This window comes from Natronococcus sp. A-GB1, from assembly GCF_029688845.1.
GTDB lineage: Archaea > Halobacteriota > Halobacteria > Halobacteriales > Natrialbaceae > Natronococcus.
Genome location: NZ_JARUKW010000012.1, coordinates 95,841 through 122,611, shown reverse-complemented (window position 1 = coordinate 122,611; position 26,771 = coordinate 95,841). Strand labels below are relative to the sequence as shown.

Annotated in this window: 32 protein-coding genes; 23 read left to right on the top strand and 9 right to left on the bottom strand. The window is 66.5% G+C overall.

The window, feature by feature from the left end:
* Positions 1 to 44: 44 nt before the first annotated feature.
* Both QA600_RS14895 and QA600_RS14890 read right to left on the bottom strand, forming a co-directional pair.
* Positions 45 to 467 (bottom strand): hypothetical protein, encoded by a 423-nt coding sequence (locus QA600_RS14895; protein WP_278292738.1) that lies wholly within the window; start codon positions 465 to 467, stop codon positions 45 to 47.
* Positions 468 to 527: 60 nt separating this feature from the next.
* Positions 528 to 740: a hypothetical protein gene (locus QA600_RS14890; protein WP_278292737.1), complete on the bottom strand. Its 213-nt coding sequence runs from the start codon at positions 738 to 740 to the stop codon at positions 528 to 530.
* A gap of 177 nt (positions 741 to 917) precedes the next feature.
* On the opposite strand from QA600_RS14890, the gene QA600_RS14885 reads away from it, so the two are divergent.
* A complete protein-coding gene (locus tag QA600_RS14885) occupies positions 918 to 3,107 on the top strand; it encodes a GH32 C-terminal domain-containing protein (protein WP_278292736.1) in 2,190 nt (729 codons plus the stop codon).
* Here QA600_RS14885 and QA600_RS14880 read toward each other — a convergent pair.
* Together QA600_RS14880 and QA600_RS14875 are read right to left on the bottom strand one after the other, a co-directional pair.
* The gene (locus QA600_RS14880) at positions 3,104 to 4,480 is read right to left on the bottom strand and encodes a glycoside hydrolase family 68 protein (protein WP_278292735.1); all 1,377 of its coding nucleotides are present in this window, start codon (positions 4,478 to 4,480) and stop codon (positions 3,104 to 3,106) included. The genes QA600_RS14885 and QA600_RS14880 overlap by 4 nt on opposite strands.
* Before the next feature lie 64 nt (positions 4,481 to 4,544).
* Positions 4,545 to 5,699, bottom strand: coding sequence for an SPFH domain-containing protein (locus tag QA600_RS14875; protein ID WP_278292734.1), 1,155 nt, complete (start codon positions 5,697 to 5,699; stop codon positions 4,545 to 4,547).
* 252 nt (positions 5,700 to 5,951) lie between these two features.
* On the opposite strand from QA600_RS14875, the gene QA600_RS14870 reads away from it, so the two are divergent.
* Positions 5,952 to 6,371 (top strand): universal stress protein, encoded by a 420-nt coding sequence (locus QA600_RS14870; protein WP_278292733.1) that lies wholly within the window; start codon positions 5,952 to 5,954, stop codon positions 6,369 to 6,371.
* 128 nt (positions 6,372 to 6,499) lie between these two features.
* Here the strand turns inward: QA600_RS14870 and QA600_RS14865 are convergent, their stop codons facing one another.
* Positions 6,500 to 7,078 (bottom strand): MFS transporter, encoded by a 579-nt coding sequence (locus QA600_RS14865; RefSeq protein ID WP_278292732.1) that lies wholly within the window; start codon positions 7,076 to 7,078, stop codon positions 6,500 to 6,502.
* Between the two features lie 29 nt (positions 7,079 to 7,107).
* Entirely contained in the window at positions 7,108 to 7,836 is a 729-nt protein-coding gene (locus QA600_RS14860; protein WP_278292731.1) for an MFS transporter, read from the bottom strand.
* Positions 7,837 to 8,040: 204 nt separating this feature from the next.
* On the opposite strand from QA600_RS14860, the gene hisC reads away from it, so the two are divergent.
* The 10 genes from hisC to QA600_RS14810 all read left to right on the top strand — a co-directional run bounded on the left by hisC (position 8,041) and on the right by QA600_RS14810 (position 15,332).
* Positions 8,041 to 9,168 carry a histidinol-phosphate transaminase gene (gene hisC, locus QA600_RS14855; RefSeq protein WP_278292730.1) on the top strand — a complete coding sequence of 376 codons (1,128 nt, stop codon included), beginning with the start codon at positions 8,041 to 8,043 and terminating at the stop codon, positions 9,166 to 9,168.
* Entirely contained in the window at positions 9,165 to 9,710 is a 546-nt protein-coding gene (locus QA600_RS14850; protein ID WP_278292729.1) for an adenylate kinase family protein, read from the top strand. Before hisC ends, QA600_RS14850 begins: the two co-directional genes overlap by 4 nt.
* Positions 9,707 to 10,318, top strand: coding sequence for a CDP-alcohol phosphatidyltransferase family protein (locus QA600_RS14845; RefSeq protein ID WP_278292728.1), 612 nt, complete (start codon positions 9,707 to 9,709; stop codon positions 10,316 to 10,318). The genes QA600_RS14850 and QA600_RS14845 overlap by 4 nt, the downstream gene beginning before the upstream one ends.
* A gap of 78 nt (positions 10,319 to 10,396) precedes the next feature.
* A complete protein-coding gene (locus QA600_RS14840; RefSeq protein WP_083909396.1) occupies positions 10,397 to 10,939 on the top strand; it encodes a multiprotein bridging factor aMBF1 in 543 nt (180 codons plus the stop codon).
* 49 nt (positions 10,940 to 10,988) lie between these two features.
* Positions 10,989 to 11,633 carry a triose-phosphate isomerase gene (gene tpiA / locus QA600_RS14835; protein WP_278292727.1) on the top strand — a complete coding sequence of 215 codons (645 nt, stop codon included), beginning with the start codon at positions 10,989 to 10,991 and terminating at the stop codon, positions 11,631 to 11,633.
* Positions 11,634 to 11,673: 40 nt separating this feature from the next.
* The gene (locus QA600_RS14830) at positions 11,674 to 12,066 is read left to right on the top strand and encodes a hypothetical protein (protein ID WP_278292726.1); all 393 of its coding nucleotides are present in this window, start codon (positions 11,674 to 11,676) and stop codon (positions 12,064 to 12,066) included.
* 65 nt (positions 12,067 to 12,131) lie between these two features.
* Positions 12,132 to 12,554 carry a DUF3054 domain-containing protein gene (locus QA600_RS14825; RefSeq protein WP_278292725.1) on the top strand — a complete coding sequence of 141 codons (423 nt, stop codon included), beginning with the start codon at positions 12,132 to 12,134 and terminating at the stop codon, positions 12,552 to 12,554.
* Between the two features lie 375 nt (positions 12,555 to 12,929).
* Positions 12,930 to 13,145, top strand: a complete 216-nt coding sequence (locus QA600_RS14820; protein WP_278292724.1) for a hypothetical protein — start codon at positions 12,930 to 12,932, stop codon at positions 13,143 to 13,145.
* A gap of 51 nt (positions 13,146 to 13,196) precedes the next feature.
* Complete coding sequence (locus QA600_RS14815; RefSeq protein WP_278292723.1) at positions 13,197 to 14,195, top strand: ornithine cyclodeaminase family protein; 999 nt, start codon at positions 13,197 to 13,199, stop codon at positions 14,193 to 14,195.
* Between the two features lie 135 nt (positions 14,196 to 14,330).
* Positions 14,331 to 15,332 carry a bifunctional oligoribonuclease/PAP phosphatase NrnA gene (locus QA600_RS14810; protein WP_278292722.1) on the top strand — a complete coding sequence of 334 codons (1,002 nt, stop codon included), beginning with the start codon at positions 14,331 to 14,333 and terminating at the stop codon, positions 15,330 to 15,332.
* A gap of 23 nt (positions 15,333 to 15,355) precedes the next feature.
* On the opposite strand, the gene QA600_RS14805 is transcribed toward QA600_RS14810, so the two are convergent.
* Positions 15,356 to 15,805 (bottom strand): Hsp20/alpha crystallin family protein, encoded by a 450-nt coding sequence (locus QA600_RS14805; protein ID WP_278292721.1) that lies wholly within the window; start codon positions 15,803 to 15,805, stop codon positions 15,356 to 15,358.
* A 137-nt stretch (positions 15,806 to 15,942) separates the two neighbouring features.
* On the opposite strand from QA600_RS14805, the gene QA600_RS14800 reads away from it, so the two are divergent.
* The 5 genes from QA600_RS14800 to QA600_RS14780 all read left to right on the top strand — a co-directional run bounded on the left by QA600_RS14800 (position 15,943) and on the right by QA600_RS14780 (position 19,756).
* Positions 15,943 to 16,617 carry a type 1 glutamine amidotransferase domain-containing protein gene (locus QA600_RS14800; protein WP_278292720.1) on the top strand — a complete coding sequence of 225 codons (675 nt, stop codon included), beginning with the start codon at positions 15,943 to 15,945 and terminating at the stop codon, positions 16,615 to 16,617.
* Positions 16,618 to 16,662: 45 nt separating this feature from the next.
* Positions 16,663 to 16,836, top strand: coding sequence for a hypothetical protein (locus QA600_RS14795; RefSeq protein ID WP_005559566.1), 174 nt, complete (start codon positions 16,663 to 16,665; stop codon positions 16,834 to 16,836).
* A gap of 67 nt (positions 16,837 to 16,903) precedes the next feature.
* Positions 16,904 to 17,110, top strand: a complete 207-nt coding sequence (locus QA600_RS14790) for a DUF1918 domain-containing protein (protein ID WP_278292719.1) — start codon at positions 16,904 to 16,906, stop codon at positions 17,108 to 17,110.
* A 61-nt stretch (positions 17,111 to 17,171) separates the two neighbouring features.
* Positions 17,172 to 17,609, top strand: a complete 438-nt coding sequence (locus QA600_RS14785; protein WP_278292718.1) for an RNA-binding protein — start codon at positions 17,172 to 17,174, stop codon at positions 17,607 to 17,609.
* 407 nt (positions 17,610 to 18,016) lie between these two features.
* Positions 18,017 to 19,756, top strand: a complete 1,740-nt coding sequence (locus QA600_RS14780) for a YcaO-like family protein (protein ID WP_278292717.1) — start codon at positions 18,017 to 18,019, stop codon at positions 19,754 to 19,756.
* Here the strand turns inward: QA600_RS14780 and QA600_RS14775 are convergent.
* On the bottom strand, positions 19,747 to 20,220 hold the full coding sequence (locus QA600_RS14775; RefSeq protein ID WP_278292716.1) for a hypothetical protein: 474 nt from the start codon (positions 20,218 to 20,220) through the stop codon (positions 19,747 to 19,749). The genes QA600_RS14780 and QA600_RS14775 overlap by 10 nt on opposite strands.
* Positions 20,221 to 20,489: 269 nt before the next feature.
* Here QA600_RS14775 and QA600_RS14770 point away from each other — a divergent pair, with 269 nt between their 5' ends.
* From QA600_RS14770 to cmk, 4 genes are read left to right on the top strand one after another with little or no spacing between them, the layout of a single operon-like run.
* A complete protein-coding gene (locus QA600_RS14770) occupies positions 20,490 to 20,990 on the top strand; it encodes a hypothetical protein (protein ID WP_278292715.1) in 501 nt (166 codons plus the stop codon).
* Entirely contained in the window at positions 20,983 to 22,581 is a 1,599-nt protein-coding gene (locus QA600_RS14765; RefSeq protein ID WP_278292714.1) for a sodium/proline symporter, read from the top strand. The genes QA600_RS14770 and QA600_RS14765 overlap by 8 nt, the downstream gene beginning before the upstream one ends.
* Positions 22,581 to 23,036 (top strand): hypothetical protein, encoded by a 456-nt coding sequence (locus QA600_RS14760; RefSeq protein WP_278292713.1) that lies wholly within the window; start codon positions 22,581 to 22,583, stop codon positions 23,034 to 23,036. The genes QA600_RS14765 and QA600_RS14760 overlap by 1 nt, the downstream gene beginning before the upstream one ends.
* A 55-nt stretch (positions 23,037 to 23,091) precedes the next feature.
* Positions 23,092 to 23,703 (top strand): (d)CMP kinase, encoded by a 612-nt coding sequence (cmk, locus tag QA600_RS14755; protein WP_278292712.1) that lies wholly within the window; start codon positions 23,092 to 23,094, stop codon positions 23,701 to 23,703.
* Between the two features lie 80 nt (positions 23,704 to 23,783).
* Here the strand turns inward: cmk and QA600_RS14750 are convergent, their stop codons facing one another.
* The gene (locus QA600_RS14750; RefSeq protein ID WP_278292711.1) at positions 23,784 to 24,812 is read right to left on the bottom strand and encodes a proline racemase family protein; all 1,029 of its coding nucleotides are present in this window, start codon (positions 24,810 to 24,812) and stop codon (positions 23,784 to 23,786) included.
* 291 nt (positions 24,813 to 25,103) lie between these two features.
* Here QA600_RS14750 and QA600_RS14745 point away from each other — a divergent pair, with 291 nt between their 5' ends.
* Positions 25,104 to 25,937: an aldo/keto reductase gene (locus tag QA600_RS14745; RefSeq protein ID WP_278292710.1), complete on the top strand. Its 834-nt coding sequence runs from the start codon at positions 25,104 to 25,106 to the stop codon at positions 25,935 to 25,937.
* A gap of 79 nt (positions 25,938 to 26,016) precedes the next feature.
* Positions 26,017 to 26,763, top strand: coding sequence for a hypothetical protein (locus QA600_RS14740; protein WP_278292709.1), 747 nt, complete (start codon positions 26,017 to 26,019; stop codon positions 26,761 to 26,763).
* Positions 26,764 to 26,771 lie beyond the last annotated feature (8 nt).

The window sequence follows — 26,771 nt, the reverse complement described above, 5'->3', positions numbered from 1 at the left end:
GATGAATACGAGTCGATCTTCCGCGGTGGAGTAACTGCCGCCCCTCACTCCCGTCCAGTTCCTCCATCGGGTCGCTCTCGAGCGACCCGAACGGTCTCGTCGCGTCGCTCGTGGAACACCGCGACACAGTCGGGCTCTCGGCCGTCGAGTTCGATTTCGAGGACGTACTCGACGACGCCGAGACACTGTACACAGAAGCCGTCCGGTTCGTCGACGCCGATCGTTACCTCGAGTGTGTCGCGCTCGTACGAAACCGACTCGAGGACGAGGACGTGACAGGGCGTCGGCGTTCGGATGAGCCCCTCGAGGACGAGCGAGCCCCCGTCGAGCCGAGCCGCCGCCGCGTCGTCCTCGTCGCTCGCACAGCGCTGCTCGCGGCGCTCGATCGACGCCGGCATGTCGTCCTCTCGGGCGCCGAAGGCGCCGAATGCGGTCGCGAGCCCACCGAGCAGCGTTCGCCGTCGCATACTGTACCCGCCTACGGCGCGCGGTAAATCGCTTTGCCGTCGTCGGACGTCGCCCTCGAGCTACCGGAGCCGGTGAATCACGCGCAGCAGGATCGAGGTCGCCGTTCCGATCCCGGGGATCCGCGTCGAGAGCGCGGCTGCAGCGAGCAACAGCAGTGCGCTCTTCGGTCGCCCGCGGGCGAACGCGAGTCCCGCGTCGATCACTGTCGAGACGATACTGAGCTTGTTCGCCGACGAGCCGCCGAAACCACCGTTGCTGGTGTTTGTGGACATCGCACCCGCTATAGGGGCGCCACGATGAAATAGTACGCCCCTGAACCTCCAGGCAGAGACCGAACAGCTGACCGACGCTTCGGCCGCTTTCGCCGAATCCGCTCGCTCCGGAGCATCGATCCAAGTCCGACCCCACGTCGGCACGCCTATTAGCGTCCGACGCCGCGTTGGGAGTAGATGAGCGAACCAGCGGAGACCGTCGGATTCCTGGTCGCCGGCGAGCCCTCGCCGGAACAGCGCGCCGCCCTCGAGTGGTGTGCGGCGGCCGGGGTCGACGTCGAGACGATCTCACTCGCGGCCGTCGCCGAAGGTGGCACCCGTCTCGCGGGGTACGACGTCCTCTGGTGGCACCGCGCCGAGCCGGCCGACGACGCCGTCGCCAGGGACGCAAGCGACGCGCTCGAGGCCTTCCTCGTGGACGGCGGCGGGCTCTTGCTGTCCCTGCGGGCGCTCGAGGCCGTCCCCGCGCTCGGGATCGATCCGGTCGGCCCCGACGCCGCCGGAACGGAAGAGGGGACCAGGGGACTGCTCGTGAAGTCGCTGCGCGCCGAGCGCCCGGTCTTCGATGGACTCGATGGGCTGCGGGTGCCGACCGCCTCGCCGGAGGGCGAACGGCCGTTCGCACGCTACGAGGGGATCCTCCCACATCGAGGTGCCGTCCTCGCGAGCACGCTCCGGACCGACGGGGAACGCCCCCACGAGACCGCGCTGCTCGGCTGGCGGATCGGTGACGGCGACGTCGCCGGCCTGGGAACCGGGCTTCGGTTCGACGGTTCCGCTTCCGAGGAGACCGCTCGCAACCGGGACCGCCTGCTCCGGAACCTCCTTGCGGTGCTCGGCGGGAGGGATCACCTCCTCGAGCACGATCCTCGGGGGACCCCCGCGCTGTCGGCCGACCGCGACCGACTGGCCGACGACCACCACCGACCCCGGTACCACGTCTCGCCGCCCGGAAACTGGCTCAACGATCCCAACGGGCTGATCAAGTGGAACGGCACGTACCACGCTTTCTACCAGTACAACCCGGGCGGCCCCCACCACGGCACGATCCACTGGGGGCACGCGGTCAGCGACGATCTGGTCACCTGGGAGGATCGGCCGGTGGCGCTGACGCCCTCGCCGGACGGCCCCGATCGCGACGGCTGCTGGTCGGGCTGTGCGGTCGACGTCGACGGGACGCCAAAAATTCTCTACACCGGGGGCCGGGAGGACGTCCAGCTCCCCTGTCTGGCGACCGCGACGGACGACGAGCTGACGGGCTGGGAGAAATCGCCCGAAAATCCGGTCATCAAGTCGGTGCCGGTCGAGCCGCCGCTTCGCTCGAGCGAACACTGGCGCGCGGAGTTTCGTGATCACAACGTCTGGCTCGAGGACGGCGTCTGGCACCATCTCATCGGCTCCGGCATCGAGGGCGGGGGCGGGACAGCCCTGCTCTATACCAGCGCGGACGACAACTTCACCGACTGGACCTACGAGGGGCCGATCCTCTCGGGCGATCCCGATACGGACGGTGTCATCTGGGAATGTCCGGAGCTGCTCGATCTCGGCGAGAAGCGGCTATTGCACGTCTCGAACTACGAGGAGGTCCGGTACTACCTCGGCGAGTACGCCGACGGCTCGCTCGAGGTCGAGCGGGCGGGGCTGCTCGATCACGGCGCGTTCTACGCGCCCCAGTCGCTGCGCGACGACGACGGTCGCTGGCTCACGTGGGGGTGGATCAAACCCGACCGCAGTCCCGAAGCCCAGTGGGACGCGGGCTGGTCGGGCACCCTCTCGCTGCCCCGCGAGATCGCCCTCGACGAAGCGGGTCGGCTTCGACAGCGCCCTGCGGCCGAGCTAACCGCGCTTCGGGAGAAGTGCGGCTACGACGGTTCCCCTGCTCTCGCGGACGAACGCCGCGAGCTACCGATCAGGAGTCGGTCGTTCGAGCTCCGGGCCGAGATCCGACTCGACGACGCCGACGAATGCGGGCTCGTCGTGCGGGGATCGCCCGACGGCGAGGAGGAGACCCTGCTGCGGTACACCCGCGAGAGCGACCTCGTCGTCGACCGGTCGGCGTCGACGACCGACCACCGGGCCTCGAGCGAGCCGATCTCGATGCCCGTCACGCCGGTCGATGAGGGTCTGTCGCTGCGGCTGTTCGTCGACGGCTCGGTCCTCGAGGTGTTCGCCAACGAACGCCACTGCCTGACGACGCGGATCTTCCCAACCCGACCCGACAGCGACGGTATTTCGCTGTACGCCGCCGAGGGACGGGCCGTCTTCGAGGATCTCGAGGTGTGGAAAATGGGGTCAGCCTGGCCGAACGTCGGGGCCGAACGCGAGCGTGAGTGGGGGGCAGAACGCCCGGTCGGTCGAGAGCGCTAGTACTCGCCGCCGCCGTCCCCGCCTCGGTAGGAGGAGAGCAACGTGGGGAGGTCCTCGCGGGGCAGCGGCAGGTGGCCGTGGTCCAGGGCGCCGAGCACCCGCGTCTCGGTCCCGTCGACGCCCAGCCGAACCGTCGGCGCGAGGGTGCCGCCGAACCGGCGCTGCTGTTCGTCGTCGGGCAGGTGTGCGACGTCGTCGAGCGAGAGCCCGCGCAGGTCGTAGTAGTTGAAGAAGCTGCTGACGAGGATCTCCTCGCGGTGGGGGTAGGCCAGCCAGGAATAGGTCTGAAACGGCGCGCTCTCCGGATTGGTGAGCACGAGCCCCGACTCGTTTAGCGGGACGTACTCGCCCCGCAGCGAGTCCGCCACGAAGCCGTACAGCGCGTCGTACCCCTCGAGTCCCTCGGCGAAGGTGTGCTCGTGACTCGAGAGGAAGAGGTAGTACCGCCCGTTCTGGACGACCAGATGCGGACGCTCGAGTTCCTGGTTCGTCCCGACGCCCTCGAGAATCGGCGACTCGAGTTCCCACTCGGTCGGATCGCCGGACGGCGAGACGGCGATCCCGACGCTGCCGTTGAAATCGAGGTGTTCGGGATCGGCGTCGTACCGCTCGCTCTCGAGTTCGGGGTCGGGAACCGGCGTGTTCGCCTCGAACAGCAGGCAGGTCTCGCCCGTCTGCGGATCCTCGAAGAACCAGGGGTCGCGGAAGGTGTAGATCATTCCCCGGGACTGCTCCTCGCGCTCGTACTCGGTGCCGTCGGGCTCGAGCAGGATCTCGTGGTTGAACGGACCCGAAATCTCGAGGCCGTCGTCGTCGGTTTCGACGGTCCCCCCCGACCCGACGGCGAGGCGCTGGGTGTAGGTGAGGTCGCTCTCGCCGCGGGTTCCCGAGGCGGTGTAGTAGAGGTACAGTCGACCGTCCTCGTCGTCCGCCGCGCCCCCGCGGCGATCGTACAGCGCCGAGCCGGCCCACTGGCGCGAGCCGAACGGGACGCTGTCGCCGGACTCCGTTCGGCTGCCCGCGGAGCGTTGCTCCGCGCTCTCCTCGAAGACGGGGCCGCCACAGGTCCACTCGCGGCCGTCCCTCGAGTAAAAGTACCGGATCGTCGCCACGTCGTGGCGTTTGCCCGGCAGGAGGTCGGCCGGCGCCGTCAGCGAGAAGATCACGCGGTAGCCGTCGATCTCGGCGATCGTTCCGTCGCGGTTTCGCAGGAGCCAGGTGTCCCAGATGTGCAGGTCCGGATCGATATCTTCGGCAGGCGGGTAGACGACCGGCGCGAGCGTCTCCTCGCTGCGCCGGATCGCGGCCGCCTGCGAGCGCGTCCACCGCGAGATCGTCCGCTCCTCTCGAGCGGATCGAGGGTCGTCGTGCATGCCGTAGCGTCCGCAAGCGCGGTAAAAAAACGATTTGGAGCGCGAGTGCGACGCGGTCGTCGATCTACTGGCTGTCGACTTCCGACTCCTCGCCCGGCGTCTCCGCGTCGTCTCGCGGCACGTCGATGCTGTCCGGGCTCTGGCCCATGTCCTCACCCTCCTGGATCGCCTTGGCCTCCTGTTCCATCTCCTCGACGTCCATCTCGAGCTCCTCGTCGATCTCGCCGAGGATCTTGCTGATGTCGTCGAGGCCGATCAGCTCGCGGGTCTCCTCGTCGAACTCGAGGCTCTCGAGCTGGTCGTCCGCCTGCTGGACGTCGCTGCCCGAGAGGTGCTTGCCGTAGCGCCCGATCATCGACGTGAGTTCCTGGGGCATGACGAACGTCGTCGACTCGCTCTGGCCGATGTTCTCGAGGGCGTCCATCCCCTTGTCGATGACCGCACGCTCGCCCATCGACTCGGCCGAGCGCGCCCGGAGGACCGTCGAGATGGCGTCACCCTGGGCTTCGAGGATCTGGCTCTGCTTTTCACCCTGGGCGCGGATGATGTTCGACTGCTTGTCACCCTCCGCCTTCTCGACGGCGCTGCGGCGTTCACCCTGGGCCTCGAGGATCATCGCGCGGCGTTTCCGCTCGGCGGAGGTCTGTTGCTCCATCGCGCCCTTGACGTCCGGCGATGGGGTCACCTCGCGGACCTCGACGCTCTCCACTCGAATGCCCCACTCGTCGGTGGGCTCGTCGAGCTCCTTGCGGATCCGCTCGTTGATCATCTCCCGGCGGCTGAGGGTGTCGTCGAGCTCCATGTCACCCAGCACCGCGCGCAGCGTCGTCTGGGCGAGGTTCGAGACGGCGGTCTTGTACTCGTCGACCTCGAGGAACGCTCGTTTGGCGTCCATCACGCGGATGTAGACGACGGCGTCGGCCGTGACGGGCGAGTTGTCCCGGGTGATCGCCTCCTGGGTCGGCACGTCGATCGTCTGGGTCCGCATGTCGAACGTGTAGACCCGCGAGACGAACGGCGGAACGATGTTCAGCCCCGGCTGGAGCAGCTTGCGGTACTCCCCGAAGACCGTCAGTGCACCCCGGTTGTAGGCGTCGACGATCTCGACCATCTGCCAGACCGTGACAGCCGCAACCGCGAGGACGAGGGCACCGATAAACAGCATCGGATCGATCCCCGGATCCTCGAGTTGGAGGACTGTCGCCACCAGTTCGTTCATACACGAGTCAAGGGTTCCGTTCGAATAACTCTTCGTTCAGGAATATGTGAGAGAGTACCACTTTCCGGTCGGGTTTGCCGGTATCGTCCGGTTTCCACTGACGGCTCCGAGTCACGAACCGGCGGACCACCCCTCGGTAGTCGTCCCGATCACCCGTAGATTGGTCACTCGAGTTCGGCTCAGTTCGTGGTCGACGCCGCGCCTTGGGAAGCAGGCACAACCCTTTCCGGTAACACGGCCGTTGTCTGGCGCATGAACGAACGGCTGCTGGTTCCAATCGACGACTCGGATCCCGCTCGAGCGGCGCTTGAGGAGGCGACGGAGCTGTTCGATCCCGGAGAGATCGTGCTGGTGCACGTCCTCGAGATGGACGAGATCACCTACGGCGCGGCCGGCGCCGCGGCGGAAGGCATTCGGGAGGAACGCGAGGAGGAAGCCCGGGAGCTGTTCGACGACGCGCGGCGAACGCTCGGCGACGACGTCTCCGTCGAGACGGTGCTCGAGACGGGCAACCCGTCGTCGGTGATCGTCAACGTCGCCGAGGCCAAAACCGTCGATCACATCGTCATGGGGAGCCACGGTCGGTCGGGGCTCTCCGGAATCCTGGTCGGCAGCGTCGCCAAGAACGTCATCGGGAACTCGCCGGTCTCGGTGACGATCTCGCGGCCATAGCGCTGGAGTTCGACCGGACGGCGTTCCCTTTTCGCCTCGAGTTCGCGCGGCGATCCGCTCGCTACCCGGACCGATCGGCTAGCGGCGTCCACCGGGATAAATAAAACGACGACCCGTACGGTGTCGACTCAATGCATCGCGGACTCGTCGATCTCCTCGGCGGGTTCGGGACCGAAGAGCTTCAGCAGGACCGAGACGCCGACGCAGATCGAACTCAGCGCCACAATCACGATGAACCCCCACGCGTAGCCGATCTCGCCGTAGATATCGACGAACACGCCGAGGATCGGAAGCACGAGGAGGGTTCCGGCGCCGCCGATCCCCCCGATCCAGCCGGAGGCGCCACCGACGGCGTCGGGCACGTACTTCGGGACGAGTTCGAACACCGCGGCGTTCGCGACGCCCATCCCGGTACCCAGTACCATCATTCCGACGAAGGCGGGGATCACGGCCTGGGAGACGGTGGCGATACCGGCGCCGATCACCATCACGGCGAAGCTGACGGCGGCGACGTTCTCGCCGCCGAACCGGTCGCTCAGGCTGCCGCCGGGAATTCTGACCAGCGAGCCGTAGACGACAAAGACGCCGGCGAACAGGCCAGCCATCGAGAGCGTCATCCCGTGAAAGAGGTTCCAGTACGTCGGGTACCACGTCGTCAACGCAGTGAAGCCGCCCCCGTAGGAGACGGTGTAGAGGAAGACGAGCACCCAGGTCCAGCGGTTCGTCGAGGACTCCTTCAGCGAGTCCCAGGTGCCGCCGCCAGGGAAGACCTCCTAGCCCATGTCCTCGGCGACGCGCTGTGCTCGGTCGCTGTCGAGTCTCCTGTCCAGAAGCTGGAAGTATACGGGTTCGCGCCGTAAACGAAGTACAGCGCGGTCGCAGCGAGCATGAAGACGAGCAAGCTCGAGTACGCGAGCGCCAGTCCCGCGACGCCGATGAGGAAGGGAATCACCGAGTTGATGATCCCCGGACCGATGTTCCCGGCGCCGCCGAAGACGCCCATCACGAACCCCTGTTTCTCCTCGGGGAACCAGTACGAGGTCTGGGCGATGCCGACCGAGAACGTCGCGCTCCCGGCGCCCGCCAGAATCCCGAACACGAGCAGCGGGTCGTAGAGATGGGAGCCGAAGTTGTCGGGGTAGAACAGGAACAGCGTCGCGACCAGGCCGACGAACCCGACGAGCGTCATTCCCATGAGGATGAGAATGGGCTTTCGCGCGCCGATGTCGTCGACCCAGGCGCCAAAGGGCACCCGGAGGGCCACCTTGCTGATGTGGGGCGACGACAGCAACAGTCCCAGCAGCGCCCCGGAGATCCCAAGCGCCTCCTGGAAGGTCGGGCCCGCCACGCCGTAGAAGGCGATCGTCGTGAGCCCGGCGAAAAACGACAGCGTCGCCATAATCAGTCCCCGTCTGGGACTCCCGGAGAGATCGTACTCGTCACTGTGTTCCGCGTCCTGAGCCATATGGGTACACAAAATTATCTGTTTAAGAATGGTTCTCTGACTTCACTATAAAGCACTCTTAGTAGGGCTAGGCGCCCTAAGAATTGCATCCAGGATATTAGTCTGTCCAAATTTATCTGCTCGAGTATAATTCTCAGTTGGTTCCGGTGCGGCCGACGAGAGCAGGTGAGCACCCTTAAGAGCCGCCGGAAACAGGGTTCGCGTATGCAACCGCGCGACCTGTCCGACCACGTCGCCTACGAGGCGGGGCGAGGCATCGAGGAGGTCGCCCGCGAACTCGGGCGCGACCCCTCGGAGTTCATCAAGCTCGCCTCGAACGAGAACCCGCACGGCCCCTCCCCCGCGGCCGCGGACGCCATCCGGGAGGCCGCCGGGAGCGTGAGCTCCTACCCCAAATCCACGCACACCGATCTCGCCGACGCGGTCGCCGACCGCTGGGCAGTCGACCCCGCACAGGTCTGGCTCGCCAACGGCGGTGACGGCGCAATCGACTACCTCTCCCGGGCGGTCCTCGAGCCGGGCGACGACGTGCTCGTCCCCTCGCCGGGCTTTGCCTACTACGGGATGAGCGCGCGCTTTCACCACGGCGGGGTTCGAGAGTACGTCCTCGAGCGCGAGGCCGACTTCGCCCAGACGCCCGAGACGGTGCTCTCGGCGTACGACGGCGAGCGGATCGTTTACCTCACGAGCCCGCACAACCCCTCGGGGTCGACGATCGAACTGGCGGACGTCGACGAGATCGCCGAGGAAACGGGTGAGGACACCCTCATCGTCGTCGACGAGGCCTACGGCGAGTTCGCCGACGTCGACAGCGCCGTGGCGCTGCTCGAGGGCCGGAACGGATTCGAGGCCCGCGACGATATCGCCGTCCTGCGGACGTTCTCGAAGGCCTACGGCCTCGCCGGAGTTCGACTCGGGTACGCGATCGTTCCCGACGAGTGGGCCGACGCCTACGCCCGCGTGAACACCCCCTTCGCGGCCAGCGAGATCGCCTGTCGGGCCGGACTCGCGGCCATCGACGACGACGAACACGTCGAGCGAACCGTCGCGACGGCCCGGGACTCCCGTAAGTACATGCGCGAACAGCTCGACGCGCGGGTCTGGCCCAGCGAAGGCAACTTCGCGCTCGCGGCGGTCGGCGATGCGACGGCCGTCGCCGAGGCGACCCAGGAGCGAGGCGTCATCGTCCGGGACTGCTCGAGCTTCGGCCTGCCGGGCTGTATCCGAATCACCTGTGGCACCGAGGCGGAGACCGAACGCGCCGTCGAGACGGTAAACGCCGTCCTCGAGGACCTGGAACTCGAGCGAGAACCGGAGGTGACCGACGCGTGAGGATCGCCATCACCGGGACCCCGGGAACGGGGAAGACCACCGCGACGGAGCTGCTCGAGGATCGGCTCGCGGACGGTGAGTCGCCGATCGAGGACGACGCCCTCGAGGTAGTTCACCTCAACGAGGTCCTCGAGGACGAGGAGCTCTACACGGCGATCGATCCCGACCGCGAGAGCAAGATCGCCGATCTCGACGCGCTGGCAGAGCGTCTCGCGAACTACGAACACGCGGTGATCGAGTCACACCTGGCACACCACTTCGAGGCGGATCGTGTCGTCGTTCTGCGCTGCGAGCCCGCACAGCTCGAGCAGCGCTTGCTCGAGCGCGGCGAGCGCGAGGCCAAGGCCGGGGAAAATGCCGAGAGCGAGGCGCTTGACGTCGTCCTCGCGGAGACCGTCGAGGAACACGGCCTCGAGTCGGTCTACGAGATCGACACCACGGATCGCGACCCCGAGGCGGTTGCGAGCGAACTCGAGACCGTCGTCGCGGGCGACCGGGAGCCGAGTGCCGGCGAGGTCGACTTCGTGGGGTACCTCGAATGACGCTGGATCAGCTCCGTCCGTACGTCTCGGGTTTCCTCGATCCGTTCGTCGAGGGGTTCGACCGGCTGGGGATGACGCCCAACGGCGTCAGCCTGCTGGCGTTCGGGATGGCGGTGCTGGCGGCGCTCGCTTTCATGCTCGGCGGGCGGGTGGCGCCGATCTGGTTCGTCGCGGCCGCGATACTGGTCTTTCTGAACGGCTGGCTCGACGTCATCGACGGGGCCCTCGCCCGCGAACAGAACGTCGCCTCCGCGGGCGGGGACCTGCTCGACCACGTCATCGACCGCTACGCCGACATCGTCATCATCGGCGGACTCGCAGCCGGCGTCGAGAGCTACTTCCTGGGCTTTCTGGCGGTGACGGGTGTGGTGATGACATCATACCTGGGCACGCAGGCCCAGGCGGTGGGACTCGACCGGGTCTACGGCGGGCTCATCGGCCGCGCGGACCGACTGGTGATCATCGGCCTCGTCGGCTTCCTCGCCTATCCGATCTCCGGCGTCTACGGTGGACTGACGCTGATCGGCTGGCTGCTGGTGTTCCTCGCGGTCGTCGGCCACATCACCGCACTCCAGCGCTTTTACTACGCCTGGGTCGCCCTCGAGTAACCGTCCCTCTCGGCGCCGACTCCGGGGGACTGGGACTGCGCCGCATGGTTTATGACGTCCCGCGATATAGGTTCGGTCATGGTTCAATGCGAGATGTGTGGCACCGAGACGTCGTCTCCGAAGACGATCAAGGTCGAGGGTGCGAAGCTGGACGTGTGTTCGAACTGTACGGAGTTCGGGACGGAGGTGAAACAGCCCAGTAGCTCGAGCTCCTCCACGAAGTACTCGACCAGTTCGAGCTCTTCGAGTTCGTCCTCGAGCTCCGGCGGTGCCGCGAGCGGCGGCTCGACGTCCTCGAGTTCCGGCGGCTCGCGCCGCCAGGACATGTTCGATGACATGGACGAGCTGGCGACCGACTACGACGATCTGGTTCGGAACGCTCGCGAGAGCAAGGGGCTCAGCCAGTCGGATCTCGCGAACGAACTCAACGAGAAGGCGAGTCTCATCCGCAAGATCGAACGCGGCGACACGCTCCCCAGCGACCGCGTGCAGTCGAAACTCGAGAGCCACCTCGGAATCGACCTGAACGCCGAGGGCGGCTCGGCCGAGGACTCGGAGTGGTCGGGCGGCTCGGCCTCTGGCAGCTACACCCTCGGCGACGTCGTCAAGCGCAAGGACTAGCCGGGACCGACTCGCAAGCTATTTCTCTCCGGCGACGGCCGTCTCTGGTATGTTCGTTCTCGTCAACCTCAAAACCTACCCGTGCGATCCGATCGAGGTCGCGGAGGCCGTCAGCGACGTCGACGACCGGACCGACGCCCGACTGGCCGTCGCGCCCCAGGCCGCCCACCTCGAGCGCGTCGCCGAGACGGGCGTCGAGACCTGGGCCCAGCATGTCGATCCGATCGACCACGGCAGCAACACCGGTCACACGCTCGCCGAGTCGGTCGCCGACGCGGGCGCCGACGGCACGCTGATCAACCACTCCGAGCAGCGACTCAAGCTCGCCGACGTCGACGGCTCCGTTCGCGCGGCCGAACGCGCGGGTCTCGAGACGGTCGTCTGCGCGAACAACCCGGCCCAGATCGGCGCCGCGGCGGCGCTCGGTCCCGACGCGGTCGCCGTCGAACCCCCGGAACTTATCGGCACCGGCACCCCCGTCAGCCAGGCCGACCCCGACGTCGTCGAGGACGCCGTCGACGCCGCCTCGAGCGTCAATTCGGCGGTCTCCGTGCTCTGCGGTGCGGGCATCAGTACCGGCGACGACATCGTCGCCGCGGGCGACCTCGGTGCCGAGGGGGTCCTGCTGGCAAGCGGCGTCGCGAAGGCAGACGACCCGGCCGCGGCGCTCGAGGACCTCGTCGAACCGCTGTAGCGGGTAATCGTTTTTACGGACACCGGCCCAACTCGGAGGTATGTCACCGGACCACGCCGTCGCTGTCGCGCTCGAGAACCGGCTGATGAGCAACGGGATCTACGTCACCGACGTCTCCTGGCCCGACGGCGGCGGTGGCGAGGCGCCCGTCGACGGCGCAGCGATCGACCTCGAGTACGAGACCGTCGCCGAGGCGCCGTTCGTGACGACCGACGAGGTGAGCTCCGTCGTCCGGATGTTGCTCTCGATTGCCGAGGAACGCGACTGGACGCCCGGTCGGCTCGAGGTCACCTCGCTGTCGACCGACGGCGAGTTGCGGGGACACTGGCACGTCGAGAGGGAGTGGTTTGCGGGACTCGACGACGAGCTCTCGGAGGTGGAGTTCTCCCAGCGCGTGCTCGGGACGGTCACTGGGCCGCCCGAAGCCGAATAACGGCGTTCCGGCTCCCGTAGTGTCGAACCGAGACACCGATATGGACGCAGTCGCGAGAGTCGGGTATGGACACACCGGCCCGCTCGTCCGCGTTCTCGATCGACCGGGAGGGACTTGCGCTCGGCGCGGTCGATCTCGCCTTGCTCGCCGCGATTATCGTCGTCGGCCAGCTGAGCCACGGCGTCGACCCGATCGGAGAGCCGCTAGCCGCCCTCGAGACGGTCGTCCCCTTCGCCGTCGGCTGGCTCGCGATGGCTCCGCTGACGGGGCTGTACGCGCCCGGCGTCGCCGCGTCGCTCGCTCGCACCATCCGCCTGACGACGGTGGCCTGGGTCGCGGCGGCGAACGTCGGTCTGATCCTGCGGGCGTCGGCGCTGTTCGACGGCGGCGCAGTCTGGCCGTTCCCGCTCGTGATGACCGGGTTCGGTCTGCTCGCGCTCGTCGGCTGGCGCGGGGCATACGCGGTCTACGCCCACTCCCGTCGCTGACCGCACCGAAACGGTTCCGCCCGACGACTCCGAACGCTGACCCTCCACAGGGCCTCTCAGAAACCGAACAGGATGTTTTCTTGCTGATACGCCCAAAAGACAATATAATTATCGATCGTGTTCTTTCCCGTGTTCGACGATTGACGGGCGCAGAACGCCTCTATCGAGCTATTTTTGGTCTTCAGCCGGTAGATAGTCGGCGCGCTGTGGGGGATGGCTCCTGTCAAACCGATGGTTTCGCGCTCCAGAATATCAGCATGAATTCCTCATAAGTTATGCAAATCGGTCCCGGCTAATACGAGTTAGAAATAGGTCCAGTATCAGCTAATTATGGGAAACACTTATACCACTATTCCGCATAGTATAGAATACATTATGACTGGATACTACGACATTGTTCTCGGCCTCATCCCAGTCGCACTGCTCGGCATCACCGCTGCACTGACGTTCGTCGGCCTGTCAGTGACGGCGGCGGTACCGGCCGGAGCGTTCGCCGCAATGATGCTTATGGGCCACGCAATGTTCGTCAACGCGCCGCTCGACTCGACGGACGACGTCCAGTCGACGCCCCAGCCGCTCAACGCGGACTGAATCCGATCTCGAGCCGGTATCCCTTTCTCCTTTCCCGCTGTTCTCCCCGGTGTGACCGACACCCTGTTTCTGACGAGCGAGGACGTCGACGGCCTCGCGACGCCAGCCGAGTACGTCGACGCCGTCCGCGAGGGGTACCGACAACGTGGCGAGGGCGCCCCCGCCCAGCCCAGATCGAAGCTCGTTCGCGACGAGCCTGCGGGGATGCTCACCGGCTACACCGCCATCCTCCCCGACAGCGGTGTCATGGGTGGATACACGTACAGCGCCGGGTTCGGCGCCGAGGACGCCTGGTTCGTGTTACCGCTGTTCGACGCCGACAGCGGGGCACCGCTGGCGCTGTTCGACGGCGCGAGCCTGAACCCGTTCAAGACCGGCGCGGCCGGCGCCGTCGGCGTCGACGCCCTCTCCCGGGAGGACGCCGACACGCTCGGGATCATCGGCAGCGGCGCCCAGGCACGCGGCCAGCTCCGGGCGACGGCGACCGTCCGCGACCTCGCCGACGTGCGGGTCTACTCGCCGACAGCCGAGAACCGCGAAGCGTTCGCGGCCGACTTCGACGCCGAACTCGAGGCCGACGTCCGGGCGGTCGCCTCGAGCGCCGACGCGGTCGCCGATGCGGATATCGTGATCACGGCGACCCGAGCGAGCAAGCCGGTGTTCGACGGGGACGACCTCGAGCCCGGGACCCACGTCACGGCGATGGGTCAGTACGGAACCGACGGCCGCGAGCTGGATACGACGACGATCGAGCGGGCGACGTACGTCCCCGACCTGCGGGAGCGGGCGACGTTCGATGCCGGCGCCTTCCTCGCGGCGCTGGAGGCCGGCGTCGTGAGCGAGGCCGACGTCCACGCCGAACTCGGCGAGGTCGTCGCCGGCGTCGCACCCGGACGGACGAGCGCCGAGGAGATCACCGTCTTCGACAGCGGCGGCACCGGAGTCGAGACGGTCGCAGCGGCCCACATGCTCTACGAGCGCGCGAGCGAGGAGGGGCTCGGCACGGAGATCCCGTTCGCGCCAGCCAGCGAGGCGTTGACGGGTAACTGAGCGAACAGGTACACGCCGCTTACCGACGGTGATTGCGAGATATGGCGCTGCTACCTCGCGATAACGTTTAATTTCCAGTGTAATTCCTGCGAAACCGTAGGGGCGTTCAAACGTTTCGACCACCTACGGCGTCCCATGTCACGCGCGGCCGAACTCGCCGCGGTTCTCGAGACCCGCGACTCGCTTGCGATCGTCTGTCACGACAACCCCGATCCCGACTGTCTGGCCAGCGCGCTGGCTCTCGAGACGATCGCCGACGACGTCGGCGTCGGCGAGGTAGCGATTGCCTACGGCGGCGACATCTCCCACCAACAGAACCGCGCGTTCGTCTCGGTCCTCGAGATCCCGCTGCAGACCCTCGACGGGATCGAGCTCGACGACTACGACGCCGTCGCGTTCGTCGACCACTCCCAGCCCGGGGCCAACACCGAGCTGCCGGAGACGGTTCACCCGGAGATCGTCGTCGACCACCACCCCGGCGGTCCGGTCGAGGGCGCGTTCGTCGACGTCCGCGTCGACTACGGCGCGACGGTAACGATCTTCGTCGAGTACCTCGAGGAGCTCGAAATCGAGCCGACCCCCCGGCTGGCCTCGGCGCTGCTGTTCGCGCTCCACCGGGAACGGCTCGACTACGTTCGCAGTCCGACCCGCCGCGAGTACGAAGCCGCGCTCGCGATCTACCCGGAGGCCGAACTCGAGACGCTCGACCAGCTGTACGGCAGCGCTTTCTCCGCGGCGACGCTCGACGCCATCGGTCGGGCGATCGCGACCCGCCAGCGCCAGGGGGCGTCGATGGTCGCCACCGTCGGCCGGACTCCCGAAACGGACGCGCTCCCACAGGCCGCGGACTACCTGCTCAATCTCGAGAACGTCGACACGGTGTTGGTCTACGGCGTCGTCGACGACGCGATCCGGCTGAGCGCCCGATCGATCGATCCCGAGATCGACATCGGCGAGGCGCTCGAGGCGGGCTTCGACGAGCTCGGCTCCGCCGGCGGCCACCACGACATGGCCGGCGGTCGGATCGAGCTGGCGGCGATCGTCGACGACGTCGATCCCGAGGCCAGGGAGCTGCTGACGGTCGTCGGGAGCCGGCTCCCGGATCGGTTCTTCGAGGTCCTCGAGGCCGAGGGCTGAGAGCAGACAGACCGGTGCCCATCTCAGTCGATGTCGATCGCGTGCGACCCCTCACCGGGCTCGAGCTTGGGCAGGCGGATCGTCAACACGCCGTTGTTGACCGTCGCCTCGATCCCGTCGGCGTCGACGGGCTCGGGGAGCGTGAGCTGGCGACTGAACGACTCGAGTTCGCGCTCGCGGCGGAGGTAGCTGTCGTCGCGCTCGTCGGTCGTCCCGTGTTCGCGTTCGCCGCTGATGTAGAGGGTTTCACCCGAGAGTTGGCTGTCGAGGTCCCCGGATTCGTAGCCGGGCACGTCGACGGTGACGACGAATTCGTCGCCGTGGTCGGCGAGGTCGAGCGTGGTCGTTGCGCTACCGAAGGCGAACTGCTCGCCCTGTTCGTCCTCCCAGTCCCTGGCAGCCTCCTCGAACTGGCGGTTCAGTCGGTCGAACAGTTCCTCGAGGCGGTCGAAGGGATTTCGTCGGCCGGCCATAGCAGTTCGAGTCTCCACCGTCGTCCCCAAAAACCCATTCACGAGCCCCAGGACTGTCACCGGTCCGGACGTGTCGACTCGCGAACGCGGCAGCATCCAGGCTCGTCGTTTTCCGTCTTCCGACCCTCGCTTTGGGTATGACGAAAGCGCTGTTCGTCGTCAGCGAGGAAGGCTACTGGGGCGAGGAATGTATCGAGCCGCTCGAGACGCTTTCCGACGCCGGCGCCGAGATCACCGTCGCGACGCCGTCGGGCGGACCGCCCGAACTCGACGAGACCTCGGCGGATCCCGACGAGGTCGGCGAGGAGACCGCCGAACACGTCCGCGAGGTCCACGAGACCGACGAGCGACTGAACGATCCGATCCCGGTCGCGCGAGCCGACGGCGAGGCCTACGACGCCGTCGTCTTCCCGGGCGGCCACGGCACCGAGTGGGACGTCAACCAGGACAGCGACGCCCGTCGGCTCCTTCGGGAAGCCGTCGAGGGCGACGATGGAACGGCCCTGGTCGTCTGTCACGCCGTCGGCATGCTTGGGTTCGCCCGCGACAGCCAGGGTGCCTTTATCGTCAACGGCCGCGAGGTCACCGGCTTCCCCAACGAGTGGGAGGAAGACATCGTCGACGAGAACGACGTGATGCCCGACGGCCGCAAACTCCCCTACTGGGTCGCCGACGAGGTCGAGGCCGCGGGCGGCGAGTTCGAGCCCGAACTCGACGCCGACACGAGCGTCACCGTCGACGGCGACCTGCTGACGGCCCGCGGCCCCGAGTCCTCGAGCGCCGCGGCCGCGGCGCTGCTCGAGGAACTCTAACCGCGAACCGGGCCAGTTATCCCTCCGGATTGCCGAGTTCTGGGTGTGACCGCCGACCCGACGCCGCCCGAGCGAACGACCGAGCTGCGGAGCGAAAGCTACCGAATCACTGTCGACGACGGTCGGGATTCGTTTTTCGCCCTGAGCATCGAAGACGCCGAAAACGACGACGCGTGGCTCATGTCCGACACCGTCTACGCCCTCGAAAGCATGCGGTAGCCGGCCCGGCACCGGCTCCTCCGTGGCGAATCAGTCCCTTTTTACCCCGCGCCGGGGAACGGCCACTATGAGCTTCGAGAAAGACGACGACGTCGTTCTGCACGACGAGCACAGCGAGTTCGACGGCGAGACCGGCACCATCACCCAGACGATGGAGTCGATGTTCGGCGACGTCACCTACACGATCAGCTTCGAGGACGGCCAGGAGACCGGTGTCCCCGAGGACTCCCTCGAGGCGGCCGACGGCGGCGACGAGGACGAAGACGAGGAGTAAACCCGACCGAGGCGACCCGACGGTCGTCCTCCGGAACCAGCGATCCGCACTGTACCCGCAGATGCCACAGATACCCCTTCACTACGTCGACTTGCGGGCGTTTTGCTACGCCACCGAGGACGAGAAACGCGTCGAGCAGGCGCTTCGAACCTTCCTCCCCGAGGAGTTCGAGATCGAACGTGTCGAGAGCGAGGGCCACTACGGCGACCGCATCCTGGTGCTGTCGGCCCGCGTCGAGAACGCCGACGACGTGCGCCACGTCCTCTCGCGGCTCGCCGACCTCGAGGAGCTCGACGGCCTCCTCGACGAGCTCGACGACCGCGTCACCGAGAACACCGAGCTCTTCTTGCGACTGGACAAGCAGGCCGCCTTCGGCGAGGAAGTCCGTCTCGGCGAGGGAATCACCTTCCGGGCGAAGGTCGAGGCCTACCCCGCCAAGAAGGAACAGGCCGTCGACAACGCCGAGGAGGTCCTCGAGCGCCTACGAGACGAGGAGTAGTCCTCGAGCGCGGCGTTTTCCACCGCCCGTCGTGAGACGCTCGGCTGGATCGGTAGTTGATAGTGCGGTTTTCTCAGAACCTCGTGTGAACGTTGCGTTACGCACAGGCGAAGGCGGTACCACCGCGGTAGTATCACAAGCGCAGCACCCGCGAGCGACCAGCGGGAAGCGAGCGGCCTTTTTAGCGTAGATTTTTGCGCCGAGCGGTTCCGAACGCAGTGAGGAATCCCGAGGCGGAAAAAGGTACGTGGGCCTACTTACGTAACGAACCGACCCATTCAGATCTGCGGCCCAGACAGAAGACAGAACGTGTGCGGCCATCCGCTGGACCCGTGTTTCGATGCGATCTGACGTCGTCCCGCGGTTGCTCCGGAAATGACTTACAGCAGACCGTACGACGATCCGATATGCACGTTTCCGTCGTCGGTGAGAATCCCGTTCGCGACGCCGTCGAGACCGCGCTCGAGGACGTCGACGTCTCGGTCCGTTCGACCGGACCGGCAGCCCTCGAGGACGCCCGTTTTGCCGTCGTCAGCGACGTCGCCGGCGCGGCGACGTTCGAGCAGGCGAACGAGGCGGCGCTGGCGGGGGGGACCCCCTGGATCGCCGTCGAGATCGGCGGCGTCGGCGGCCACCCGATTGCGGAACTGGACGCCGCCGTCTCCGGGTTCGCCCCCGCGACGGGCTGTTTCGACTGTCTGCGCGCCCGCGTCGAGTCACACCTCGAGTCCGCTGAGGACGAGCCCAGCGCCGACTCGAGCGCGGCCCGGTTCGCCGGGGCGCTGGCGGGTCGGGAGTGTGTACGGGTGCTGTCGGGCGAGGAGCGGTCGGTCATCGGCCACGTCGTCGAGGTCCCCCACAGCCGACGGCGCGTTCTCCCGGTCCCGGGCTGTGTCTGCGGCGGCGAGCGGGACCGATCGCTCGAGCGCGACGACGAGCCGTTCGACCTCGAACACGCCGTCGAGCACGCCGACCAGGCGATCGACGACCGGGTCGGGATCGTCAGTACGATCGGCGAGGTCGAATCGTTCCCCGCGCCGTACTACCTCGCGACGACGGCCGACACGAGCGGGTACAGCGACGTCAGCGCGGCCAACCAGGCGGCGGGGGTCGATCCAGACTGGAACGCGGCGCTGATGAAGGCCGTTGGCGAGGGGCTCGAGCGCTACTGTGCTGGCGTCTACCGGGATAGCGAGTTCGAGCACGCGAGCGAGGCCGACCTCGAGCGCGCGGTCTCACCAACGGACCTCGTTCGACCCGACGACGTCCCCAAGTACGATCCAAGCGAGGAGCACCGCTGGGTCGAGGGCGAGAACCTCGAGACGGGCGAGCGGACCTTCCTGCCGGCTGCGGCCGTCCAGTTTCCCCAGCCCGGCGAGCGACTCGTCCCCGCGATCACGACCGGGCTCGGGCTCGGGTCCTCGACGGTCGACGCCCTGCTGTCGGGGCTGACGGAGGTCATAGAGCGCGACGCGACGATGCTTGCCTGGTACTCGACGTTCGACCCGCTCGGACTCGCCGTCGAGAGCGAGACGTTCGCAGATCTCGAGCGCCGCGCGGCGAGCGAGGGGCTTATAGTGACGCCGATGCTCGTCACTCAGGACGTCGACGTTCCCGTGGTCGCGGTTGCGGTCCACCGCGAGTCCGCAGACGGCGACGGCGAGACCGAGTGGCCGGCGTTCGCCGCGGGCTCGGCGGCCGGGCTCGACGCCACTGAGGCGGCGACGGCGGCGCTGGCGGAGGCGCTACAGAACTGGATGGAGCTGCGCGGGCTCGGTCGCGAGGAGGCCGCCGAGGCCTCGGCCGCGATCGGTGAGTACGCCTCGTTCCCCGACCCCGCACAGACGTTCGTCGACGTCGATCGGACGGTTCCCGCGGCGAGCGTCGGGCCCGATCCGGTTCCGACCGGCCGCGAGGCACTCGAGGAGCTCGTCGCACGAACGGTCGACGCCGGACTGGAGCCCCACGCAGCGCGACTGACGACCCGCGACGTCGAGGGGCTGGGCTTCGAGGGCGTGCGAGTCGTCGTCCCCGGTGCCCAACCGCTGTTCACCCGGGAGTCGTTCTTCGGGGAGCGCGCCCGAGCAGTGCCGGCCGAGCTCGGGTTCGAGCCCGCACTCGAGCGACCGTTCCACCCCTACCCCTGATTCGCGTCGTCGTCGGATCCGTCGTCGTGTTCCTCTTCGAGTTCCTCCTGTTCCTCCTCGGCTTCCTCCTCGTCCTCGATGATCTCAAGGTCGATCTCGTCCTCGTAGAGGCTGATCAACACGAGATCCGTCTCGTCGGTGATCGTCCCCATCTCCACCAGATCGTCGACCTCGTCGTCGCCGTGTCGGGTGACGCGAAACTGCTGATCTTCGCCCTCAATGTGAGGTGGAGCGACGCGCTCGCCGGGCGTGATAGTGAACGCTTCCTCGTAGCTCTCCCGGCCGTTGCCTCGAGCCACGGCGTCGAGGCTCACGTCGTACGGGCGATCCCCCTCGTTGGTGATCTCGACCGGAACCGGGCTCTGGAGGCTCCCCGTGAAGTGGTCCTGGACGCCGTCGATACAGCCCGCGAGACCGACGAGCGCGACGGTCCCGGCGGACTGCAGTACCCTGCGGCGGTTCACGCTCGGTTCTCGGGACCGAGCGACCGTCAGTATTACTTTTCGGCCCCGCCGTGAGCGGCTCCTTTCGAGGAGGGGCGACGGAGTTTAACATGTTAACGACCACCTTCTCGGCAATCTACTGTGTGTAATAGGATGATGATTTGTGATAGAAAGCTACGGGTCGGCCGAGCGCGGCCGGTCCCGAGGGGGCTCCGCGGGGGACGCGGGCAACACGTCGAGACCGTCGGCGGACGGCCGGACCGACGACTCGAGCGAGGGGTGAGCGACCAATGACGCGGAACACGACGATGACGGTGATCGGCGTGCTCTCGGTGGTCGCACTCGTCACGGCGGCGCTGGGACTGTACCGCGTGTTCTCGTTTGTTGGTGCGGCGACCATCCTGGCGGTGTTCGCGGTCGCGACGATCGAACGCAACGGGTCCGAACTCGATCTCGCGCCCTACACCGGACTGATCGGCATCCTCGGCGCGTTCTTCGTCGCTGGCCTGGCCGGGATCTGGCTAACCTGGGAGCCCGGCGTCACCGACTACAGCTACGTGCTGGGCGTGCCGACGTCGACGCTGATCTACTTCGGGTTCATCTGGCTGTTGCCCCTGACCTGTGCGGTCTACTACTCGCTGCTGTTCGATCGGGTTGCAAGCGAGGAGATCGTCGAGGGCATCCTCGAGGACGCCCGCGAGGCGCAGCGAGGGGAGTCGCTCCCGCTCGCACCCGAACAACCCACACAGACCGTAGAGGCGACCGACGGAGGTGAGTCGACCGATGAGTAGCGTCCTCGGAGCCGCCGGAACCGTCCTTCAGCAGGACGGGATCCCCGTCGCGGACGACCCGATCATCCTCGGCTTCGGCGCGGCGTACCTGCTGATCGTCCTCCTGATCGGTATCTGGGGCTGGATGCGAACGGAATCGACCAGCGACTTCCTGATCACAGGCAAGAGCATCGGCACCTGGGTCCTCGCGCTGACGGCGTTCTCGGTGATCCAGTCCGGGTTCGGCTTCATCGGCGGTCCCGAACTTGTCTACGAGTTCGGGACGACCGCGCTGTGGATCTTCTTTACTGCGCCGCTTGGCTTCCTGCTGACGTGGGCCGTCCTGGCAAAACGGATGCGCCTGATCGCCGACATCCGGAACGTGTTGACCCTTCCCGACGCGATGTACGTCCGCTACGAGAGCGACTGGGTTCGCGGGCTCAGCGGCGTCGCCGTCGCACTCGGCGTCGTCGCCTACCTGGCGGTCAATCTGGCGGCGCTGCAGTTCGTCATGCGGGCGATCTTCGGCATCCCCGTGCTGTGGGGCCTGTTCGGGGGCGCGCTAATCCTGCTGCTGTACTGTATGCTCGGCGGGATGATCGCGGGCGTCTGGACGGACTTCCTGCAGGCGATCACGATGGTCGTCGGCGCCGTGTTCGTCTTCGCGTACGCGATCTCGTTCGGTGGCGGGATGGAGAACATCTCCCAGAACCTGGCGACCACGGATCCGAACCTCATCTCGCCGTTCGGCGCAATGGGCGGGGCCACGACCGCCGTCCTCGTCGGGATCGCCTGGTGGGTGCTGTTCTCGGTCGGCGCGGCCGGCCAACCCCACCTGATCACGAAGTTCTACATGAGCCGCAACCTCACGATCCTCAAGTGGGGTGCCCCGATCGCGGCGATCTCCTACGCGATCTCGAGCCTGATCGCCTTTTCCGCTGGCCTCTCGATGCGCGCGATGGTCGAGGCCGGCCAGCGCGAGGCGACGTTCTCGGCCTCGGAGGTCGGACCGGTCTTCGTCCTCGATCACACTGGAAGCATCGTCGCCGGGCTGATCCTCGCGGCGCTTCTGGCGGCGATCATGTCGACCAGCGACTCGTTCCTAAACATCGGCGCGGCCGCGATCTCACGGGACATCCCGCGAGCGCTCGGCAGGCCGATCACCGACCCGAAGACCGAGCTCCGGGTCACGCAGGGCGCGCTGGCGGGGCTGACGGTGCTGTCGACGATCGTCGTCTTCTACTCCGACGCGCTGGTCGGCATCCTCGGCGCGATCAGCTGGGGCTTCTTCGCCGCCGCGTTCGTTCCGGTGGCCGTCTTCGGGTTGAACTGGAAGGGGGCGACCAAAGAGGGGGCGATCGCCGCCCTCGTGGTCGGCATGCTGTACAACATCATTTACAACGTCGTGCCCGAGGCCGCGGCGATCGTCGACGCGGGCTGGCTCAACTGGGTCAGCGAGAACGTTGTGATGGCGACCTACCCGTACCCGCCGGAGGTCCCCGCGGAGGCGATCTCGCTGCTCGTGACGATGGCCGTCTTCGTCTTCGTCTCGATCGCCACCCAAAAGGGACGCGAACTACCCGCTGACCTGCACGCCCTGTTCGAACGGTGATGACCGCGACCGAGGAGCCGATCGCGAGATTCACCCACTGGATCCGCCAGCGCCCGAACTCGATCGAGTTCTGGGAGCTGGTGGTCACCGACGAGCGACTGCTCTGCTGTTTCGTCGGCGAATCCTACCGCTCGATGCTGCTGCGGGCCGACATGGGCGAACGCGACCGTGCGCTCGTCGCCGACAGCGCGCCCGCGGAGCTCGAGTCCCTCGACGAGCGGAACTTCTCGGTTCCCCTCGAGGCCGTCGAGAGGATCCGGCTCGTCACCGGAACGCGGTTCAGACGGGCGAAACTCGAGATCGACTGGGACGACGCGGAGGCCCCCTACGAGGACGGGATGACGCTGGTGGCGTCGAGCGGAGCCGAGGCCCAGGTCGACGCCGTCACCGGCCTCGAGGACGAGCCGTCCCTCGAGGACGTCGATATCGAGGTCGAACGGCGAGGCTGGTTCTAAGACCGCGTTTCGCTCGAACGGATGACTTTTCACGTCGACCCGTGAGGGATCGTGTATGTCCACGGGTGCGACGACGACCGTCGAGATCGACACGACACTGTTCATCACCGTCTCCGGACCGCCGGGCTGTGGCGCGACGACGCTCTGTGAGCGCCTCTCGGACGCGATCGGCTGTCCGTACGTCTCCGGTGGGGACATCTTCCGCGAACTCGCCGAGGACCGCGACATGAGCCTCAACCAGCTGACGGCGAAGGCGGAGGCGTCGGACGATATCGACCGGGCGCTCGATCGGCGGCTGCAGTCGATCGCGGAGAAGTGGGGCACCGCGAACAAACCCTTCATCCTCGAGTCCCGGCTCGCGGGCTGGATCGCAGGCGAGCGCGCCGATCTGCGGATCTGGCTCGATGCCCCCGAGGACGTCCGCCTCGAGCGAATCGAGGATCGTCTCGAGACCGAGGCCGAGATGCGTGTCCGGGAGGTTAGCGAGGCCGGCCGCTACGAGTCGTACTACGAGATCGACATCGACGAGCGGGAGTTCTACGACCTGCAGCTCAACACCGCCCGCTGGGGGAAAGAGGGCGTGTTCCAGATCGTCCGGGCGGCACTCGAGGAGTACGACCCGAACGCCGATACGGGAGCGTTTCCGACGCCGGCGCTGGACCCGTAGTCGCTTCCCGCCACTACCGGAGACGACGGGAGAGGCCAGTACTGTGCTGAACCCCAGCCGTGACTCAATCGAAGGCCGTATTATCGAATCAAGAACCCATCGGATAAGGGATCTTCCGGATCGATCACAAATTCGTTCCGCCCAGTGACGTAGGCGCTTCCGGAGATCCGCGGAACGATCGCGTCGTAGCCGCCATACGGTTCTTGCCCGGTGATTGTTCCTCGGAACACCGTACCGATGATGCTCTCGACGACAAGTTCGTCACCCACCTCGAGGTCGCCGCGTGCGTATTGGATAGCGAGTCGGCCGCTGACACCGGTGCCGGTTGGCGAGCGGTCGATTTGCCCGTCTGCAAACACACACACGTTCTTGCTGTCGCACCCTTCGGTGGAAGACTCCTTTCTGAAGACGGTCCCGTACAAGAAACTCAAATCGTCTTCAACCGGGTGTTTGATGTCAAAAGAATCCGAAACGGCGCGCTTGATAGCCATACCGGTGCGTATTATTTCGTCAGCGTTATCTGGTGAAAGATCCAGATCCACCTGATCGGCATCACAGTAGGCATAGAACGCGCCCCCGTATCCGAGATCAAATTCGACCGGGCCAAGTTCGGGAACAGTGACGGTTTGATCTAGTAGCGGAGCGAACGATGGAACGTTCTCGAAAGAAACCGACGTCACACGATCCTTCTCGATTTGGGATGTCGCGGTGACGAGTCCTGCGGGAGTGTCGAAAGCGACGATTTCTTCGGGCTGGTTCGGCGGGAGCATCCCAGTCTCGAAGAGAGCCGTCCCCAGCGCAATAATACCGTGCCCACACATCGAACTGTAGCCGTTGTTTGTAGTGAACAGGACACCAACGTCGGCTTCGTCGGAAACCGGTTCAGTGAGAACCGCGCCGTACATGTCCGCATGTCCGCGTGGTTCCCACATTAGTGCGGACCGAAGCGTATCGTACTCATCGTGCATGTAGCGACGCCGTTCGAGAATCGTTTCACCCGTTAGCTCAGGAAAGCCGTCAACGATGATTCTAAGCGGTTCTCCACCTGTGTGCGATTCGATCGTCGTAATACGATCCCGCTCACTCGGGATCCGGGGCTGGTCCAGCATAGTTCACTAGCTCTCGTTTTTCTATATGGTATATGTACTCATCGAACGTAACTCGGACTCACTGTTCCTCTCGTCCTCATCAACGGCAATCGAAATAGTGTCTCCGACAATATGCACGGATTTTCCAAATCTTGAAACGGGCTCAAATATCGCGCTCCGACTCAACCTCACGGCCACCCCTGAACGGACCCACAATGTGATTCACCACTATGCGTCGAGTTAACGCGCCGAGCTGCCGATCTTGCTCACGCAATCCCAACCCCTTTTCGGATCCTGACGAATCCTTCGGACATGGTAGACGAAATCGCTCCCGACTTCTGTCCGACGACGTCGAACGGCCTGCCGATGCTCGGCCTCGGTACCTGGCAGAACGACGATCCCGAACAGTGCGCCGAAAGCGTCCAGAACGCCCTCGAGCGAGGGTACCGACACATCGATACCGCACAGGTCTACGACAACGAGGAAGCCGTCGGCGAGGGGATCGCAGACGCCGACGTCGACCGCGAGGAGGTCTTCCTCGCGACGAAGATCTGGACCGACAACCTTGGCTACGAGGACGTCAAGGAGACCGCTCGAGAGAGCATGGACCGCCTCGGGGTCGACTACCTTGACATGCTGTACGTTCACTGGCCCGCCGGGGCGTACGAGCCCGAGGAGACCCTCTCGGCGTTCTCGGAGCTGTACGACGAGGGACTGATCGAGAACGTCGGCGTCAGCAACTTCATGGCCGAGGACCTCGAGAGGGCGATCGACGTCTGCGACGCGCCGATCGCGGCCAACCAGATCGAACTCCACCCGCTGCTCCCCCAGCCGGACCTGCGCGAGCGCTGTCAGCAGTACGACGTCGACGTCGTCGCCTACTCGCCACTTGCCCGTGGCCAGGTGTTCAATCACGAGGGGATCCAGAACGTCGCGGCCCGACACGGCGTCAGCGAGGCTCAGGTCAGCCTCGCCTGGCTGCGCGAGAAGGGCGTCACCGCGATCCCGAAGGCGACCGGCGAGGACCACCTCGAGGACAACTGGGAGTCGCTGCTGGTCGAGCTCGACCGCTCCGACGTCGACACGATCGACAACGTCGACGACGTCAGCCGCGAGGTCGACCCCGAGTTCGCCCCCTGGAACTGACGCGAGCGCTGCCGACTCGACCAGTTCGAGTTCCTGAATAGGAAGAAAGCTTACCACTTTTCGGGCCATCGCAGGCGCTATGGCAACCCGCACACGGAGGGGTGACGCCGGCGTCTTCGGCGAGATCGCGACCGACGTCCGGCGGCTCCACGTCGGCTGGATGGCGCTTCGGTTCCCCAGACAGCGCGGCCGCGGCCACGCCGTCATGGGTCGATGGACTCCCGAGACGCCCTCCCAGCAGATCCGCTACTACGGCTGGGGCGTTCTCGGTGCACTCGGTCTGCTCGTCGCCTACCCGCTCACCGTCGTCGGCCTCGCGACCCGCTACTACGCGGCGAAACTCGACTCGACCCGAACTCGGCTCGGTATCGCCGGCGTCACCGGCCTCGCCGTCCTCGCGTGGGGCGGGCTGACGGCCGTCGCCCACCTCCAACTCGAGCCCGACGCCGTCCTCGCGGTCGCTGCAGCCAGCGCAGTCGCGACGGGGGCGACGGCGCTTTCGGCCGGCTGCTCGCGGATCGGCGGCCGATCCGTTTCGGTCCTGCTCGCGTACCCGTTCGCGCTGACCGCGCTCTGTTTGCCCCCGGTCGTCGCCGCGCTCGTGACCCCGGCGCTCGAGGGGGTCGTCCTCGAGCCCAGCTACGCGTTCGCGGTGCAGCTGCTCGAGGGGCCGCTGGCCGTCGGCGGAATCAACGAACTGCTCCGGGCGAACTTCGAGCTGGCGGGGGCGGCTTACGCGGCGATGTGGGTCGCGATCGCGTTCCCGCTGGGGTGGCTGCTGGGACTTGCAGTCGCGCTGGCGAACCTGGTGCGTCCCTCGAGCTGAATCGGATT